This is a genomic window from Krasilnikovia cinnamomea (assembly GCF_004217545.1).
In the GTDB taxonomy this organism is placed as follows: Bacteria; Actinomycetota; Actinomycetes; order Mycobacteriales; family Micromonosporaceae; genus Actinoplanes; species Actinoplanes cinnamomeus.
In genome coordinates, this window is the sequence record NZ_SHKY01000001.1 from 4,457,797 (window position 1) to 4,473,582 (window position 15,786).

Sequence of the window (15,786 nt, forward strand, 5' to 3'; positions counted from 1 at the left end):
TCCGGGCCACTCGTCCGGCCACCCGAAGATCCGCAGACTCGAACGGTGAGTAGACACCGCATCCATCCCGCCTGGGCCGTGGCCGCCGTCGCGTTCGTGGCGCTGGTCGGCGCAGCCGGGTTCCGGGCCACGCCGTCCGTCCTGCTCCGCCCGCTGCACGAGGAGTTCGGCTGGTCGCTCGGCACGATCTCGGCGGCGGTCTCCGTCAACCTGCTGCTGTACGGCCTCACCGCCCCGTTCGCCGCCGCGCTCATGGAGAAGTTCGGCATCCGCCGGGTCGTGATGGGCGCCCTGCTGCTGGTCGCGGCGGGCAGCGGGCTCACCGTACTGATGAGCGCGAGCTGGCAGCTCGTGCTCTGCTGGGGCGTCCTGGTCGGACTGGGCACCGGGTCGATGGCGCTCGCGTTCGTGGCCACCGTGACGAACCGGTGGTTCGTGCGCCGCCGGGGGCTGGTCACCGGGGTGCTCACCGCCGGGGGCGCGGCCGGGCAGCTGATCTTCCTGCCGATCCTGGCCCGGCTTACCGGGGACCACGGCTGGCGGGCCGCCGCCCTGACGGTCGCGGGCGCCGCGCTGCTCGTCGTACCCCTGGTGTGGTGGCGGTTGCGGGACCGGCCCGCCGACCTCGGCGTCACCGCCTACGGCGCCGGACCGGACACCGCCGCGACCGAGGACGCGGCCTTGACGGCCGCCGCACCCGGGAGCGCGGCGCGAGGCGGCGTGGACCCGGCGGGTGGTGCCGCCCGGGCCGCGCTGGGTGCGCTGCGCCAGGCGGCGGGGACCCGGCCGTTCTGGCTGCTGGCGGGCGGCTTCGCGATCTGCGGCGCCACCACCAACGGCCTGATCGGTACGCATTTCATCCCGGCCGCGCACGACCACGGCATGCCGGAGACGACCGCGGCGGGACTGCTGGCCCTCGTCGGGCTGTTCGACATCGCCGGCACCATCGCCTCGGGCTGGCTCACCGACCGGGTGGACAGCCGGCTGCTGCTCGGCGCGTACTACGCGCTGCGCGGGCTGTCCCTGCTCGTGCTGCCCGCGCTGTTCGCCGCCACCGCGCACCCCAGCATGGTGGTCTTCATCCTCTTCTACGGACTGGACTGGGTCGCCACGGTCCCGCCCACGGTGGCGTTGTGCCGCGAGTACTTCGGCGCCGCCGGCGCGATCGTGTTCGGCTGGGTGTTCGCCGCCCACCAGGTCGGCGCGGCGGTGGCCGCCACCGCGGCGGGGCTGGTCCGGGACCGGCTCGGTGCGTACGACGCCGCCTGGTACTCCGCCGGTGCGCTGGCGCTGGCCGCGTCCGTGCTGTCGCTGATGCTGCTGGCGGGCAGGCGTACGGCCGACCGGGGTGGCGTCGGCCCGGCCGGTGCGGGCCTCGGGCTGGCGTACCCAGCGGCCAGTGCGAGCGCACCCGCGCCGTGACTAGGTGACCCTTTTCCTGTGGCGGCCGGCCCACGTACGGTAATCGGCAGCGCCGTCCAGGGAGGGGAGTCGCGTGCCGATCCAGGGTGGACTGCCGCCGCGAAACCCCCGGTTCGTGGGCCGCGAGGATCTCCTGGCCCAGGTCCACGGGCTGCTCGACAATGGACCGGTCGTGCTGCTGCCCTCCGCCGACCAGCGGTCCGGCGGCACCGGGCGCACCCAGCTCGCGGTCGAGTACGCCCACCGCTACGCCCGCGGCTACGAGCTGGTCTGGTGGATCCCGGCCGAGCAGACCGCGGGCATGCGGGCGGCACTGGTCGGGCTCGCGTCCCGGCTGGGGCTGCCGGAGGCCCGCGACATCAACCGGACCCTGTGCGCGGTCCGCGACGCGCTGAGCCGGGGCGAGCCGTACCGCGACTGGCTGGTGGTGTTCGAGAACGCGAACCGGCCGGAGGACATCACCCCCTACCTGCCCGGCGGTACGGGCCACGTGCTGGTCACCTCGCGCGATCCGCGATGGGGCTCGGAGCCGGCCCAGGCCGTGCCCGTACCGGTGTTCGACCGGGCCGACAGCGTCGACTTCCTGCGGTTGCGCAACCCCGAACTGTCCGAGCTGGACGCGGACCGGCTCGCCGCGCGCCTGGCCGACGTGCCCATGGCGCTCGCGGAGGCCGCCGCGGTCCAGGTGTCGGCGGGCTGGCCGGTCGGCGAGTACCTGCGCCGCTACGACCAGCGCGCGGCCGAACTCGCCACCCCGACCCCGGTACGGGTGGCGTGCGACCTGGCCGCGGAGGCGCTGCGCTCCGGTTCGCCCGCCGCCGCGCAGCTGCTGGAGCTGTGCGCCTTCCTGGCCGGGGCGCCCGTGTCCTGGCGGCTGTTCTGGGCCGCCCGGGGCCTGGATCTGGCCCCCGAGCTGGCCCGTACCGTGCGCGTCGAGCGGCGGCTCAAGGCCGCGCTGCGCCTGATCGGCCAGTACGGTCTGGCCGAGCTGGACCCGCCCGGCGAGCATCTGACCGTGCACCCGCTGGTGCGCGGCCTGCTGGCCGAGGACCCGACCGCACGCCGGCTAACCGGGCCGGCGGCCGCACCGACCGCCGCGGGGCTCGCCGGAGGGCGGGTGGACCGGCGCGACACCGTCCGGGCCATGCTGGCCGCCGCCGACCCGGGCGACCCGGACAACCCGACGAACTGGCCCCGGTACGCCGAGATCATCCCGCACCTGGTGCACTGCGACCTGCTCGGCGGCGAGGCCGAGGAACTGCGCCAGCTGGTGATCAACTGCGTTCGCTGCCTGTTCGCCCGGGGCGACTACGACAGCAGCCGGGACCTGGCCGCGCAGGCGGTGCGGCGCTGGCGGGACGACCTCGGCGACACCGACGAGCACGCGCTGCTGGCGGCGTTCCACCTGGCGAACGCGATGCGGGCGGTCGGCCGTACCGAAGATGCCCGGTTGTTGAACGCGCAGACCCTGCGCACGCAGCGCGAGGTGCTCGGCGCCGACGACGAGACCACTCTGGCCACCGCGAACAGCGTCGGCGCGGACCTGCGCATCCAGGGCCACTTCGGACAGGCCCGGCAGCTCGACGCGGACAACCTGGTGCGCTACCGGCGGCTGTTCGGCGAGAGCTACCCGCTGACCCTGCGCTGTGCCAACAACCTGGCCGTCGACCTGCGGCTGCTCGGTGACTTCCGGGGCGCGCGGGCGCTCGACGAGCAGGTGCTGCGCCAGCGGCAGGCCGTGCTGGTCGACAGCCACCCCGAGGTCCTGTCATCCCGGGCGGGGCTGGCCTTCGACCTGTTCGGGCTGGGCGACTACCCCGGGGCCGCCGACGTGCTGGCGGCCGCCCCCGCCGACGACCTCGGCGAGGATCACCCGATGGTGCTGTGGGCGGGGCGGTTCGCGGCGATGGCCGCGCGCCGCCGGGGGCAGCCGCACGCGCGGCAGCTCGCCGAGCGCAGCGTGGGACTGTTCCGGCAGAAGTTCGGCGACCACAACGTCGAGACACTGGGTGCGCTGGTGTCGCTGGCCCACTGCGCGCGCGACGACGGTGACCTGGAGTCGGCGTACCTGCTGCTGGAGCGGGCCGTGGCGGGCTATCGCAGCCTGCTCGGCGAGGGGCACCCGTTCGCGCTGGCGGCGGTCGGCGACCTCGCCGGGGTGGTGCGGGCGATGGGGCGGCACGCGCAGGCCCGTACCCTCGGCTCCGAGGCGCTCGGCGGGCTGCGCCGCAGCGTCGGCGCCGACCATCCGTTCGCCCTGTGCTGCGCCAACGGGCTGGCCGCCGACCTGCGCGAGACCGGGGAGGCGCAGCAGGCGCGCGAGGTCGCCGCCGACACCTGGGCCCGCTCGCGCAACGTCCGCGGCGCCACCCATCCGGACACGCTGGCCTGCGCGTTCAACCTCGCGCTGGACGCGGGCGACGACACCGGACGCGGCCTGGTCCTGGCCGAGCTCACCAAGGCGTACGGGGATCAGCACCCCGTCGTGACCGCGGCGGCCGCCGGGCGCCGCCTGGAAACCGAGATCGAGCCGCCTCCGTTGTAGGCGACGGCGGAACCGCTGATGGCCAACGCCCAGCCGGGAAGAGGAAACCGGCCGGGCGTTGGGTCAGAGGGACAGGCCCGCGGACTGGCGCTGCAGCAGCGCGGTCATCTCCTGCGCGGGCATCGGCTTGGCGAAGTGGTAACCCTGCGCCTGGGCGCACTCCAGCTCGCGCAGCCGGTCGGCCTGCGACGCGTCCTCGACGCCCTCGGCGACGGGGGCCAGATCGAACGTACGGGCGATCTGCAGCACGGCCTCGGCCACGGAGGCACCCGCGGTCTCCGCCATGGCCTGCACGAACGACCGGTCGATCTTGACCACGTCGACGGGCAGGGCGGCCAGGTGGCTCAGCGACGAGAAGCCGGTGCCGAAGTCGTCCAGGGCGATCCGTACGCCCAGGTTCTTCAGCGCGCCGAGCACCCGGGCCGACTCGACCAGGTCGGTCAGCGCGACCGACTCGGTCAGCTCCAGCACCAGCAGCGACGGCGTGAGCCCGGAGCGCTCCAGCACGTTGCGCACCTCGTCGACCAGGTCCGGGTTGCCGAGCTGGCTCGCGGACAGGTTCACGTTGAGCTCGAAGCCGGGCACCTGACGCTGCCACTCGGCCGCCTGCATGCAGGCCTGCTCCAGCACCCAGCCACCGAGCCGCGGCACCACGCCCATGGACTCGGCCAGGTCGAGGAACGCGCCGGGCGGCAGCACGCCGCGCTCGGGGTGGCGCCAGCGGACCAGCGCCTCCACGCCCACGGTGTGCTCGCCGTCCAGGTCCACGATCGGCTGGTAGTACACCTCGAACTCGTGGTTGTCGAGGGCGCGCAGCACCTCCGCCTCGTCGCGGCGACGCTGCTCGGCCTTCGCGAACTGGGCCGGGTCGAACCGGCGGGCGACGCCGCGGCCCTCGGCCTTGGCCTGGTACAGCGCCTGGTCAGCCTCGCGCATGACCTCGTCCACCGCGGTTTCCGACCCGCGGGTCAGGGCGATGCCGGCGCTGGCGCGGATGGTCAGCAGGTGGCCGTCGACCTCCAGCGGCTGCGCCAGGTCGCGCAGGATCCGGTTGGCGACGCCGTCGGCGATCAGGTCGTCGGCGAGGCGGGGCAGCAGCACCGCGAACTCGTCGCTGCCCAGCCGCGACACCGCGTCGTTGGAGCGGACGTTCGCGTTGATCCGCTCCGCGGCGGCCCGCAGCATCTCGTCGCCAACGGCGTTGCCGTACGCGTCGTTGATGTCCTTGAAGCCGTCGAGGTCGACGAGAACCACGGAGGTGATGGTGTCACCGGCCCGGGCGAGCGCGTCGGAGGCGTGCTCGATGAACATCCGGCGGTTGCCCACGTCGGTCAGCGGGTCCCGGTACGCCTGGGAGGCGAGGATGGCCCGCTGCCGGGTGAGGTCGCGGACCAGCACGGCGTTGGTGTGGGCGCCGAGCAGCTGGCGCAGCAGCACGATCGCGCCGACGCCGATGGTCGCGCGGACCATGCCGACACTGATCGTGTCGTGCCCGTACGTGAACAGCGTGGCCATGACCGCCGCGGCGGCCGGCGGTGCGTAGCGCACCAGCGGCTTGCGCGTGGCCAGCACGATGATCGCGACGCCGAGCACCGCCACCACGGCCGATACCGCGGTGACGAACAGCGCCCCGAGGTCGTCGCGCGCCAGTGCAGGCCAGGCGAGAAGCACCAACGACGCGAACACCATCGCGTCGTCGACGCCGCGCCGAATGCGCGTCAACGCCTTACCGGTCGGGACCATGGCTCACCTCCAACGGGCCCCTCATCGGTGGGGTAGGGCCGGACATGAGCAAAAGATCTAGGAAAACATCCAGGTGGCGAGCATCACGGGGTCCGTGGCGGGCGCGCCGAGCGCGCGGAAGACCGCGGCGACGGCCTCCGGCCGGTCCCGCAGGGCGGTCGGTCCGGACACCAGCGCGAGACCGGACCACGCGGCGTCGTCGGCGGGATCGGACTGTACGGCGGCCGCGAAGGCCCGCCGCGCCGCGGCCCCGTCCCCGCGCACGTACGCGAGATCCCCGGCCGTGGCGGCGGCGTGGCGGTCGGAGTCGGTGGGTGCGGGGGCGCGGCAGAGCCGGTGGGCCAGGTCGAGGCGGGCGCTGTTCTCCAGGGCGCGGCCCGGGGCGGGACGTGGCCGGGCGCCGGGCACGGCCGCGGGGGGCTGTCCGCGCCGCCACGCGTCGGCGAGAGCCTCGGCGGCGGCGGGCTCGACCGCGAGGTTGCGCAGCCGCCAGCGCACCCGGTGATCGGTGTTCGCCCCGGCGGCCAGCCGGGCGACGTCGGCGGGCACCGGCTCGGTCAGCCACGGGGTCACCTCGGCCCGCAGCGCGGTCACGAACCGGGTGCCGGCCGCGGTGAGCCCGCCGGAGGTCAGCAGGTGGTCGGCCGCGTCCGCGACGGCCGCCCGCCAGCGGGCGAACTCGAAGCGCGCCAGTCGCCCGGGCTCGCCACGCCAGAACCGGGTGACCGCGAGGTAGGCGTACGCGCCGTGCAGCAGCCCGGAGGCCGGGCGCGGGTCGTCGCGCCACGGCGAGTAGCCCGGGGTGTCGGGGCCGGCGTGCAGTTCGAACAGGTAGCGCACGGCGTTGAGGACGCTGTGCTGGACCTCGTGCACCAGCCCCACGGCGAGGGCCGCCGGGTCGGGCGGGGCGGACATGGCCACGGCCCCGTACGCGTGCGCGGACGTCGCGCTGATGCCCCGGGCGGTGGGGTCCGGTTCGACCGGCACGATGCAGTCGAGGACCTCGGTGAGGACTTCGGCGGCGGCGCGGTGCCGCGTGACGAGCAGCCGCCAGGCGTCATGGAGGCAGTCCTGCCAGTGCGCGACCGCACCGTCGCGCAGGGGCGGTGTCGGGGCGAGGCCGAGCAGGGATCGCGCCGGATCGGTGTCCTCCAGCCGGACGGACAGGGTCAACCCGTCGTGCGTGGCGCGCAGCAGCCGCCCCGAGTGCGTGGGGTTCGGCGCCTTAGGGTGGCACGGGTCGGCGGCCCCGGCCGTGGCCGGTGGAGTCGAAGCTGGTGGAGCGGCGATGGGCTGGCGGGCGCGGGCGGCCAGTGCGCTGAGGCCCGCCACCCCGGCGCCGGTGGCCCCGGCGCGCAGCCGGGTCAGGCAGTCGGCGGCCCACAGACCGACCAGCGGGCGGGCGAGCAGGCGCCGGACCCCGGCGGGGTCGGCGCGTTCGGCCGCGGCCAGTTCCCGGTACGCGTCCACGGCGCCCGGGTCGGCGGCGGCGATCGCGCGCAGCAGTAGCAGGTGCCGGCTGAACTGGGCGCGGCGCAGCCGGGCGAGGGTCGCCGGGCTCGGGCGGCCGGCGCCCAGGGCGGCGAGCGCGGCGTCGGTGAGGGTGTGCGGGGCGAGCTGAGCCGTCATGCGACCGGTCAGAGAGCGGAGTTGAAACCGGCGATCGGGTCACCGGGGCGGTCGAGGTCGGCGGTGAGGCGGTGCAGGCACTGGGCGAGGGGGGAGTCCGCTCGGTCGGGCGGGACGGCCTCGGCGAGGTCGGCGAGCGACAACCCCGAAACGTCGATCATGATGGAGTGCCACTCGACGTCCGCGTGCTGGCCCGTGCTGCCCAGATCCACGTACACCCGCTCTCTCGTTGTCGTCCCCGCGGCCGGTGTCGGCTTCCCGACGCCGACCGGCAACGATCGATGTGCCGCCGCTAGGTTACGGCGTCGTCGGGTCGGGTGACCCCCGGGCGGGGCCCGGGGCGGCGGGGCTGGCTAGGGTTTGCGTCGCCGTGATCTCATAGAACGCGAACGCCTCGAAAGTCGGCAACGGAGGACAAACGGTGCTGGGTCCACATCTCGAATCGCCGGCGGATGCCATCCGCCCGTGGGGCGAGCCGGTTTCCGGCCGCGCCGGGGCACCGACCGCCGTGGCCGACCGGGTGACGGCGCTGGCCGACCAGGTGACGACGCTGACGGCGTCGGCCGTGGGCCACGACGGCGCGATCCGGGTGACCGTCGCCGGGTCCGGGGCGGTCACGGCACTGGAGCTCGACGACCGCGTGCAGCGGCTGTCCGGCGCGGACCTGGCCGCACAGATCATGGCCACGGTCCAGCGCGCCCAGTCCGCCCTGGTGGAGCGGGTCGCGGAGGCGGTGGCGCAGACCGTGGGTGCCGACACGGAGACCGGCCGGGTGGTGCTGGCGAGCTTCGCCCGGCGCTTCGCCGCAGCGCCGGAGTCCCTCGCCGCACCGGTGTCCGTCGGTCACCGGCCGGCGGGAGTCTTCGACCTGGCCTCGCAGGTGCCGGTGATGCCGGCGCCGCGCCCCTTTCCGGAATTCCCCCACCGTCCCTCGCTGCCGCACCAGGTGCCGGGCGTGGGCTTCGAGAGTGGGCGGGACAGCCGTGCCCGCTGACGACCTGCGCCCCGGTCCCGCCGACAATCCGCCACTGCCGCGCCGGGGTCCGGCCCCGCCGGTCGAGCGGATGGCCAACGCCGAGCTGGTCCGCCTGGTGGAGGGGGAGCACCCGTACCGGGGCAAGGCGCTGTTCGAGCTGTGCGACCGCATCCCACGCGACGACGACGCCGCGACGAAGGTGGCGATGCTGAGCCGGCTCTCGTCGCTGCGGCAGGCGCGGCTGTTCGACCGGGTGTCGCTGGCCTGGTCGGCGATCATCGCGCTGCTGGCGGCGGAGACTGCGCACGCGCGGGCGTCGGCGTACGAGGCGTTCGGCGCGCTGGACCCGCAGGAGCAGCGCGACATGCTCGACTATCTCGAGGTGTCCGCCATCGAGGAGGCCCACCCACGCATCGCGTGAGCGAGGGCCGTCCCGTCAGGCGACGACCTTGACGCCTTTCCAGAAGGCGACGCGGTCGCGTACGGCCTTGGCGTCGGGTTTCGGATCCGGGTAGTACCAGACCGCGTCGGGAGTGACGTGCTCGCCCGACTCGAGCGTGTAGTAGGACGCCTTGCCCTTCCACGGGCAGACGGTATGGGTGTCGGAGGGCCGCAGCACGTCTTCGCGCAGCGAGGAGCGCGGGAAGTAGTAATTGCCTTCGACAACCACGGTGTCGTCGCTCTCGGCGATGATCTCGTCGTTCCAGATGGCCTTCGGCATACCCCCGAACGTAGCGCGGAAGCCGGCCGTCGTCCGATATGCGGGATTTATTCGCCTCCCGTGGGTGAAATGTGGTGAGTCATCCTCCCAGTGGCCGCCGGACGTACCAGGATCTAGAGTCGATCCGCGCCGACACCCCCGACGAGAGCGGCCCCCGATGACCCGCCAGTGCACTCTGCCGAGCACCCGCGAACAGGCCCAGCACGCGTTGATCCTGCTCGGCGCGCCCACCCCGCCCCGGCTGGTCGTCGAGGTGCACGCCGCGCTGTTCGACTCCGATCTGTCCGTGCCCGGCCTGGCCCGGCTGCTGCGTCAGGAGGAGCGGGAGCACGAGGAGGGTGCGCGGCGGCCGTACCTGATCTGCCCCGGCCTGGACGCCGACCTGGCCCCGGCGAGCGGCCTGGTCACGCTCTCCACCTGGCCCGTCGCGCACCGCCTCGCGCTACCGGCGGCCGCCCGCGCCGACCACCTGACCCGGGTGGTCCGGGTGGCCGAGTTCGTGGCCGCGGCGCCGCGCCCGACCCCGGGCGCCACCCTCCTGCTGCGGCGCCTAGCCGACACCGTGCCCGGCGGCGCCGAGGCACACGACGTGCTCGACCCGGCCGCGCTGGCCACGGCCGCCCGCGCCGCCCTCACCGACCGCCGGCTGGCCGCCGCCGTCGCCGCCGAACAGCCCGTACGCGAGGCCGCCGCCGCCCGCGCCGACTCCCTCGACGAGCGGCAGCGCCTGTTCGGCCTCGGCCCCCGGCCACGGGGGCGCGGGTGAGCACCACACCGGCCGACGTCCTGGACCGGCTGCGCGGCGCCGGGCCGGCCCGGCGGCACAACGCCCGCACCATCGCCGCGCTGACGTCGAACCCCGGCTGCGCCCGCCGCGCCGTGCTGGACGCCGCGGGGGTCGACAAGCCCCGCCTGGCCGACCGCGTCGGTTTCCCGGGCACCTTCGGACAGTCCCGGTTCGCCCTCGCCCGCGGCAACAGCTTCGAGGCGATGCTCAAGGCCGACGGGTGCGCCCTGCTGCGTTCGGTGCTGGCCGGCGTCCTCGGCCCGGGCGCCTCCGCCGCCGGGTACGACGATCTCGGCGAGGACGCCGACGACACGCTGGCGGCCCGGCACGCGCGTACCCGTGGGTTGCTGGCCGCCCCCGGCGGGCCCGCCCTGGTGGACCATCCGCTGCTCACCCTCGACGTGGCCGGTCGTGCCGTCTTCCTGGAGCCCGACCTGATCGCCTTCCAGGCCGCGGGCCGCTATCACGTCGTGGAGATCAAGTCCTTCGCCATCGTGGACGGCCAGGCGGACAGCGCGAAGGTGTCCGCCGCCGCCGTCCAGGCCGCCGTGTACGTGCTCGCGCTGCGCCGCCTGCTGGCCGAACTCGGCCACGACGAGCGGCTGGTCAGCCACGACGTCGTACTGGTGTGCCCCGAGGACTTCTCGTTGCGGCCCACCGCCGTGGTGATCGACATTCGCAAGCAGCTGGCCACGTTGCGCCGCCAGCTCGCCCGGCTCGCCTCGGTCGGCGACCTCGCCGCGGCCCTGCCGGACCAGGTCAGCTTCGATCCGGCTCTGCCGCCCGCCGACCTGATCGCCGCCCTGCACACGGTCGCCGCCAGGTACGCCCCGGAATGTCTGTCCACCTGCGAGCTGGCCGCCTTCTGCCGCCACGAGTCCGCGGGGCGCACCGCCGCACTGGGCCGCCCGGTCCGCGACGCGCTCGGCGGCGTCGAGACGGTCGCCGAGGTGCTGGCGTACGCCGCCGGAGCCCCGGCGCCGGACCCGGACCAGGCCGAGGCGGCCGCCCTGCTGCGGACGGCGGCCCGGCTGCGCGCCGAGGCCCTCGCCCGCCCCGCGGACCCGGCGTGAGCACCCTCGCCGCGCTGGCCCGCGCCGAGGCGTACGCGGCGGGCCGGGCGGTGCCGCTGGCGACGGTGCGCCACCTGCACGTTCACGAGCGTCCGCTGGTGCTGATCCCGGTGGCCCTGGCCGGGGAGGCGAACGCTCCGCTGGCCGCGATGCTGGGCACCGACCGGGCCGCACCCCGGCTGCTCGTGGTCGGCCAGCCGCGCAACCGCGACCAGCGTTTCGCGTTCGCCGCCGAGCTGGGCCGTGCGCTGGCCGCGTACGTGGAACCGTTCACCGCTGTCGCCGAGCCGGTGCCGGTGGACCGCGGCCGCGACGTGCGGTACCGGTACCTCGACGCGCCGCAACTGTGGGTGCCCAACCCCGGCGGGGTGGACTTCCTGCGGCTGTTCGGCCGCACCACCCGCTTCCGCGGCGTCGACGGCGAGCACCCCGTACCGGCGGCGGTGCCGCTGCTGGGCCGCTGGCTCACCTTCTTCGCCAACTGCGCGGAGGTGCCGGGGTCGGCGTTGCTGCTCACCGCGGTGGAGGCGCTGGGGCTGCACTGGGCCACCGGGCAGAGCGGCGCCGAGGACGCCCACCTGGCCGCGCAGCTCGCCTGGATCGACCCGCCCGCCGGGTACACCGGGCCGCAGGCGGCGCGGCTGGCCGAGGACCCGGCGGTGTCCCCACCGGCGGGCCCGGCCACCGACCCCGACTTCGACAACCGGATCCTGGCGCCGTTGCTGGCGCTGCCGGAGGTCCCGGTCGACGAGCTGACCGCCGTGCTGCGCGGTGTGCTCGCCCCGACGTGGCATCTCCTGTGGCGCACCCTGGACCTGCTGCGCGCCCTGCCCCCGGCCGCCCACCTGGCCGCCCGGTGGGACGGCGACCGGGACGCGTTCTCCGCGTTCGCCCAGCACCTCGCGGACGGGGGCCCGCCCCAGCCGCGCCGCGACGGCGCGGTCGCCGCGGCCGCCCGGCTGCACCGGCTGGAACAGGCCGCCGCCCGGTACGCGGTCCAGCGCGCGTTCGACGATCCACTGGTGATGGCCGAGCACCGGCTGGCGGGGGCGGCGTTCGCGGCGGAGGTGACCCTGGCCCAGCCGGACCGGATCGACGACACCGGACGGCGGCCCGTGCTGCGCCCCCGGATCATGGTCGCCACCACCGAACCGGTCCGGATGGCCCCGGGGGCGACCCTGACCTGCCCGGCCCGGCCCGCGCAGAAGGCCGTGGTGGTCTCGGTGCACCCGGCCGAGGCGGGCACCGAGGTGGTCCTGGAACTGTCCGGGGGGATGGGGCGGCGGCTGGTCGCCGAGCCGGGCAGCGTTCCGGCGGTGGGGGAGCGGCTGCTGTACACGACGCTGACCGAGGCGTACCGGCCGCCGGGGGCCTTCCCGGACCCGGCCGACACCCCGTGGACCCACGGCGGACCCCCCGTTCCGGCCGCCGAGGCGGCGGCCGACGCCAGCGTCGCCCCGGCCCCGCAGGCCTGAGCGCGGCCAACGGGAGGCCTCATTGGCGGCCGACGTCGGTGCAGCCCGCGACCCGTAGGCCTCGGCGGACTTCAGTGCAGCCCCGGGTCGGCGGGCTGGCGGCGGCCCGCGGTGAGCCCGGAGTGGATGGTGCGGCGGATCTCCACCCGCCCCAGTCCCGCGTGCCGGGCGGCCAGGGTCAGCTCGCGGGCGACCGTCCCGGCGTCGATCAGGCCCGCGCCGACCAGGCGGCCGAGCGCGAACGCGGCCCGGTTCAGCGTGTCGTTGCGGGCACCGACCGGGGCCCGGGCCACCCTGCCGCTCTCGGCGTCGAGGGCCGCGGCCGCGTACCGGTCCGGGTGGGCGAGCGGGGTGCGCGGCCGGGGCGGCAGCGGCGGTGGACCGGCGACCAGGGCCCGCAACACCGCGGGCCCGGTGGGCAGGGCGCCACCGGGCCGGGTCTCCCACACGTACGCGCGCCCGCAGGCGTGCCGGGACGGCGGGGCCAGCACGTACCCGCCCGCGCCGCGCCAGTCCACACCGGGCAGCAGCCGCACGCGGTTGCCGTACCCGGTGGGTGCGAACCACAGATGCCAGCCGCCGCCGCCCGTGCGGACCCGGGGCCCGGCGGGGATCGCGTCGCCGAGCAGGTGGTGCAGGCCGTGCCAGCCCGCCGCCGAGTCCACGTCGGCCACATCCATGATCACGCCGGTGCGCAGCCCGACGTTCGCGTCGGGCCAGCGCGACCACCACAGGGTGATGCGCCGCGGGTCGAGGCTGGCGTCGCTCAGGCCGCGCCGCAGGCGCGGGTGCTTGCCCGGCCGGTCGCAGGGCAGGCGCGCGCACGAGCAGCCGCCGTCGGCCGCAGGGGTGTGCACCGGCAGGACCGGGATGCCGTGCCGGGCGTAGGCGAGTGCGGCGTCGAGCAACATTAGTACAAACGTACGACAGATTCCCGGGAGGGGGTACGGGCCAGGGTGTACAGCACGTGTGCGATGTGGTGCGACGTGCTCCAGCCGATCCAGCTGGCGGAGCTGCCCGCGCCACGGGCCGTCCGGGCGCGCTGGGCGATCTGGGCGTCCCCCCAGGAGAACCGGGCGCCCTGGGCGGGCCAGTGCGGTGAGCGGACGAGGGTGCGGCACAGGTCGTAGCAGCGGTCGTCGCTGCGTCCGCCGCGCCGGGCCCAGCGGTAGATCCACCACGCCTGGTCGGTGGTGTACCGCAGGGTCGGCAACTGCCGGTGATGCTGGACGCCGAGCCTTCGCACCGGAGAGGTCACCCCGTAGTCGGCGTACCCCACGCCCGGCTCCGCCAAACGGGCCCACACCCGGGCGTCGAGCCGGCGTACGGCGACCGGCCGGTCGGCGGGCAGGTCGTCCAGATTGGGCGGCATGGCGCCGGCGGCCACCGTGATCGAGCGCCAGGGCCGGCCGTGCGCCCAGCGCAGCACGTGCCGGGCCTGCTCGACGAAGCGGTCGGCGTCGGCGGCGCAGGCGGTCTCGGCCAGGTCGACGATGAGGTCCACGCACTCGTGGTCGAGGCCCGCTCCGCACAGCAGGCGGTCCGTGGTGGCGGTGGCGGCGGCCGGGTTGGTCGCCTCCACGTGTGGCTGCAGGCGCAGCACCGCGCGGTGCAGGCGCACCCGGGCGGCCAGCCCGTTCTCGCTCAGCCGCCGGTCGCTGTCGTACGCCCGCAGCACGGGCAGCATGGCCACGCCGAGGTCGTCGAGCCGCAGGGCCAGCTCCACGGGTGAGGGCATGAACGGGTCGAGGTCGACCGCGAGCGCGCCGGTGCGCGGCGGCAGTGCCTTGACCAGGCGGGGCAGGTCCTCGCCGCGCAGTTCGACGATCGGGATGACCTGCTTGGCGGCCTCGCTGTCCAAGTGGTGCAACGCCGTGAACTCGCCCCGGCGCGGTCGCAGGATCGGCCGGTAGCCCCCGTCCACCGTCACACCCGGCGACGTGAATACCATCATTCACCTAGCGTAGCGAAATATTTCCTTAGAGTTACATAGTGAATTCGGCATGAATTCCGTGTCGGTCGCTCGGGGTCCGCCTGCTCGGCCCGGCCCCGCCGCCGTTGCTACGGTGCTGCGATGCCGGTCCACGCTCGTGCGCAGACGCCCGCGGCCGAGGCCGCCCGCGTCGTCGCGGATGTGCTCCACGATCTCGCCGCCACCGGCCATCGCGGTGTCGTGGTCGACTCGCCACCGGGCGCGGGCAAGAGCACCCTCGTGGTCCGGGCCGCCGCCGAACTGGCGGACGCGGGCGAGCCACTGATGATCGTCGCGCAGACCAACGAGCAGGTCGACGACCTCATCGCCCGGCTCGGCGCGGCCGCCCCCGAGGTGCGTGTCGGCCGCCTCTCGGCGGTCGACTACAGCCCGTCGGAGCGGGTGCGGGCCCACCCCGCCTGCCGGGTCGGCGCGAAGGTCGCCGACCTCGACGGCCCCGCGATCACCATCGGTACGGCCGCCAAATGGGCCACCGTCACCGACGGCACCTGGGCGTGGGCGATCGTCGACGAGGCGTACCAGATGCGCTCCGACGCCCTGCTGCGCGTCGCCCCACGGTTCGCGCGCGCGCTGTTCGTCGGCGACCCGGGCCAGCTCGACCCGTTCGCCACGGTCGAGGTGGACCGCTGGACCGGGCTGTCCTGGGATCCCCTGCAGAGCGCCGTCGCGGTGCTGCTGCGGCACAACCCCGATCTGCCCGTACACCGGCTGCCCGTGTCCTGGCGGCTGCCCGCCTCGGCGGCGCCGGTGGTGGCCGAGGCGTTCTACCCGTTCACCGGCTTCCGCTCGGGCACCGGCCCCACCGAGCGCGCCCTCGCCTTCGCCCGGCCCGCCGCCACGGCGCTCGACCCGGTCCTCGACACGGCCGCCGCCACCGGCTGGGGACTGTATGAACTGCCCGGCCGCTTCACCGTACGCACCGACGCCGAGGCGGCCGCGGCCTGCGCCGCACTGGCCGCCCGGGCGCTGACCCGCGACGCCGTCACCACCGCCGAATCCGGCACCGCCCCCCTGACCCCCGAACGCGTCGCCATCGGCGCCGCGCACCGCGACCAGGTCGCGGCCATCCGCGCCGCGCTGCCGCCCGAGGCCGCCGGGGTCACCGTGGACACGGCCAACCGCCTGCAGGGCCGCGAGTACGACCTCACCGTGGTGCTGCACCCGCTGTCCGGGCGCCGCGACGCCACCGCCTTCCACCTGGAGTCGGGACGGCTGTGCGTGCTGACCTCCCGGCACCGGCACGCCTGCGTGCTGGTGGCGCGGGCCGGAATCGCGGAACTGCTCGACGCTCATCCACACACCGAACCGGTCCATCTCGGGGTGCCGGTGAAGTTCCCGGACGGCTGGGAGGCGAACCAGGCGATGCTCGCCCACCTCGCGGCCGTGACCGTCCCGGCGCCCGGCGGCTGACCCCACGGCGGC

The 15,786-nt window shown here is 75.4% G+C and carries 14 protein-coding genes; 8 read left to right on the forward strand and 6 right to left on the reverse strand.

The genetic code is table 11. The features are described 5' to 3' along the window. Nucleotides 1-45: 45 nt before the first annotated feature. Together EV385_RS20285 and fxsT are read left to right on the forward strand one after the other, a co-directional pair. The gene (locus EV385_RS20285) at nucleotides 46-1,422 is read left to right on the forward strand and encodes an MFS transporter (RefSeq protein ID WP_130510888.1); all 1,377 of its coding nucleotides are present in this window, start codon (nucleotides 46-48) and stop codon (nucleotides 1,420-1,422) included. 73 nt (nucleotides 1,423-1,495) lie between these two features. Beyond that, nucleotides 1,496-3,967 carry an FxSxx-COOH system tetratricopeptide repeat protein gene (gene fxsT, locus EV385_RS20290; protein ID WP_130510889.1) on the forward strand — a complete coding sequence of 824 codons (2,472 nt, stop codon included), beginning with the start codon at nucleotides 1,496-1,498 and terminating at the stop codon, nucleotides 3,965-3,967. A 63-nt stretch (nucleotides 3,968-4,030) separates the two neighbouring features. Here fxsT and EV385_RS20295 read toward each other — a convergent pair whose 3' ends face one another. Genes EV385_RS20295 through fxsA form a run of 3 tightly spaced genes read right to left on the reverse strand, consistent with a single transcriptional unit; the run spans nucleotide 4,031 to nucleotide 7,557 of the window. Next, complete coding sequence (locus tag EV385_RS20295) at nucleotides 4,031-5,710, reverse strand: putative bifunctional diguanylate cyclase/phosphodiesterase (protein ID WP_165449539.1); 1,680 nt, start codon at nucleotides 5,708-5,710, stop codon at nucleotides 4,031-4,033. 57 nt (nucleotides 5,711-5,767) lie between these two features. Beyond that, a complete protein-coding gene (locus EV385_RS20300) occupies nucleotides 5,768-7,339 on the reverse strand; it encodes an aKG-HExxH-type peptide beta-hydroxylase (RefSeq protein ID WP_242624973.1) in 1,572 nt (523 codons plus the stop codon). A gap of 8 nt (nucleotides 7,340-7,347) precedes the next feature. Beyond that, nucleotides 7,348-7,557 carry an FxSxx-COOH cyclophane-containing RiPP peptide gene (gene fxsA, locus EV385_RS20310; protein WP_242624974.1) on the reverse strand — a complete coding sequence of 70 codons (210 nt, stop codon included), beginning with the start codon at nucleotides 7,555-7,557 and terminating at the stop codon, nucleotides 7,348-7,350. Between the two features lie 203 nt (nucleotides 7,558-7,760). On the opposite strand from fxsA, the gene EV385_RS20315 reads away from it, so the two are divergent. Continuing rightward, entirely contained in the window at nucleotides 7,761-8,333 is a 573-nt protein-coding gene (locus tag EV385_RS20315; RefSeq protein WP_130510890.1) for a YbaB/EbfC family nucleoid-associated protein, read from the forward strand. Further along, complete coding sequence (locus tag EV385_RS20320) at nucleotides 8,323-8,736, forward strand: hypothetical protein (protein ID WP_242624975.1); 414 nt, start codon at nucleotides 8,323-8,325, stop codon at nucleotides 8,734-8,736. Before EV385_RS20315 ends, EV385_RS20320 begins: the two co-directional genes overlap by 11 nt. A gap of 15 nt (nucleotides 8,737-8,751) precedes the next feature. Here the strand turns inward: EV385_RS20320 and EV385_RS20325 are convergent, their stop codons facing one another. Then, nucleotides 8,752-9,036 (reverse strand): DUF427 domain-containing protein, encoded by a 285-nt coding sequence (locus EV385_RS20325; RefSeq protein WP_130510891.1) that lies wholly within the window; start codon nucleotides 9,034-9,036, stop codon nucleotides 8,752-8,754. Between the two features lie 157 nt (nucleotides 9,037-9,193). Between EV385_RS20325 and EV385_RS20330 the strand changes: the two genes are divergently transcribed. The 3 genes from EV385_RS20330 to EV385_RS20340 are packed head-to-tail and all read left to right on the forward strand — an operon-like array spanning nucleotide 9,194 to nucleotide 12,371. Further along, nucleotides 9,194-9,802 carry a hypothetical protein gene (locus EV385_RS20330; RefSeq protein ID WP_130510892.1) on the forward strand — a complete coding sequence of 203 codons (609 nt, stop codon included), beginning with the start codon at nucleotides 9,194-9,196 and terminating at the stop codon, nucleotides 9,800-9,802. Beyond that, nucleotides 9,799-10,896, forward strand: coding sequence for a hypothetical protein (locus tag EV385_RS20335; RefSeq protein WP_130510893.1), 1,098 nt, complete (start codon nucleotides 9,799-9,801; stop codon nucleotides 10,894-10,896). The genes EV385_RS20330 and EV385_RS20335 overlap by 4 nt, the downstream gene beginning before the upstream one ends. Next, a complete protein-coding gene (locus EV385_RS20340; protein WP_130510894.1) occupies nucleotides 10,893-12,371 on the forward strand; it encodes a hypothetical protein in 1,479 nt (492 codons plus the stop codon). The genes EV385_RS20335 and EV385_RS20340 overlap by 4 nt, the downstream gene beginning before the upstream one ends. A 71-nt stretch (nucleotides 12,372-12,442) precedes the next feature. Here EV385_RS20340 and EV385_RS20345 read toward each other — a convergent pair whose 3' ends face one another. Together EV385_RS20345 and EV385_RS20350 are read right to left on the reverse strand one after the other, a co-directional pair. Beyond that, a complete protein-coding gene (locus EV385_RS20345) occupies nucleotides 12,443-13,282 on the reverse strand; it encodes a bifunctional DNA primase/polymerase (RefSeq protein WP_130510895.1) in 840 nt (279 codons plus the stop codon). Further along, a complete protein-coding gene (locus EV385_RS20350) occupies nucleotides 13,282-14,325 on the reverse strand; it encodes a beta family protein (protein ID WP_130510896.1) in 1,044 nt (347 codons plus the stop codon). Before EV385_RS20350 ends, EV385_RS20345 begins: the two co-directional genes overlap by 1 nt. Before the next feature lie 120 nt (nucleotides 14,326-14,445). Between EV385_RS20350 and EV385_RS20355 the strand changes: the two genes are divergently transcribed. Next, nucleotides 14,446-15,774, forward strand: coding sequence for an AAA family ATPase (locus tag EV385_RS20355; RefSeq protein WP_130510897.1), 1,329 nt, complete (start codon nucleotides 14,446-14,448; stop codon nucleotides 15,772-15,774). Nucleotides 15,775-15,786 lie beyond the last annotated feature (12 nt).

What these genes read in the sequence shown, in the direction of transcription:
- EV385_RS20295 (WP_165449539.1), bottom strand. Translation starts at nt 5,710, where the DNA reads ATGGTCCCGACCGGTAAGGCGTTGACGCGCATTCGGCGCGGCGTCGAC.
- EV385_RS20300 (WP_242624973.1), bottom strand. Translation starts at nt 7,339, where the DNA reads ATGACGGCTCAGCTCGCCCCGCACACCCTCACCGACGCCGCGCTCGCC.
- EV385_RS20325 (WP_130510891.1), bottom strand. Translation starts at nt 9,036, where the DNA reads ATGCCGAAGGCCATCTGGAACGACGAGATCATCGCCGAGAGCGACGAC.
- EV385_RS20330 (WP_130510892.1), top strand. Translation starts at nt 9,194, where the DNA reads ATGACCCGCCAGTGCACTCTGCCGAGCACCCGCGAACAGGCCCAGCAC.
- EV385_RS20345 (WP_130510895.1), bottom strand. Translation starts at nt 13,282, where the DNA reads ATGTTGCTCGACGCCGCACTCGCCTACGCCCGGCACGGCATCCCGGTC.
- EV385_RS20350 (WP_130510896.1), bottom strand. Translation starts at nt 14,325, where the DNA reads ATGATGGTATTCACGTCGCCGGGTGTGACGGTGGACGGGGGCTACCGG.
- EV385_RS20355 (WP_130510897.1), top strand. Translation starts at nt 14,446, where the DNA reads ATGCCGGTCCACGCTCGTGCGCAGACGCCCGCGGCCGAGGCCGCCCGC.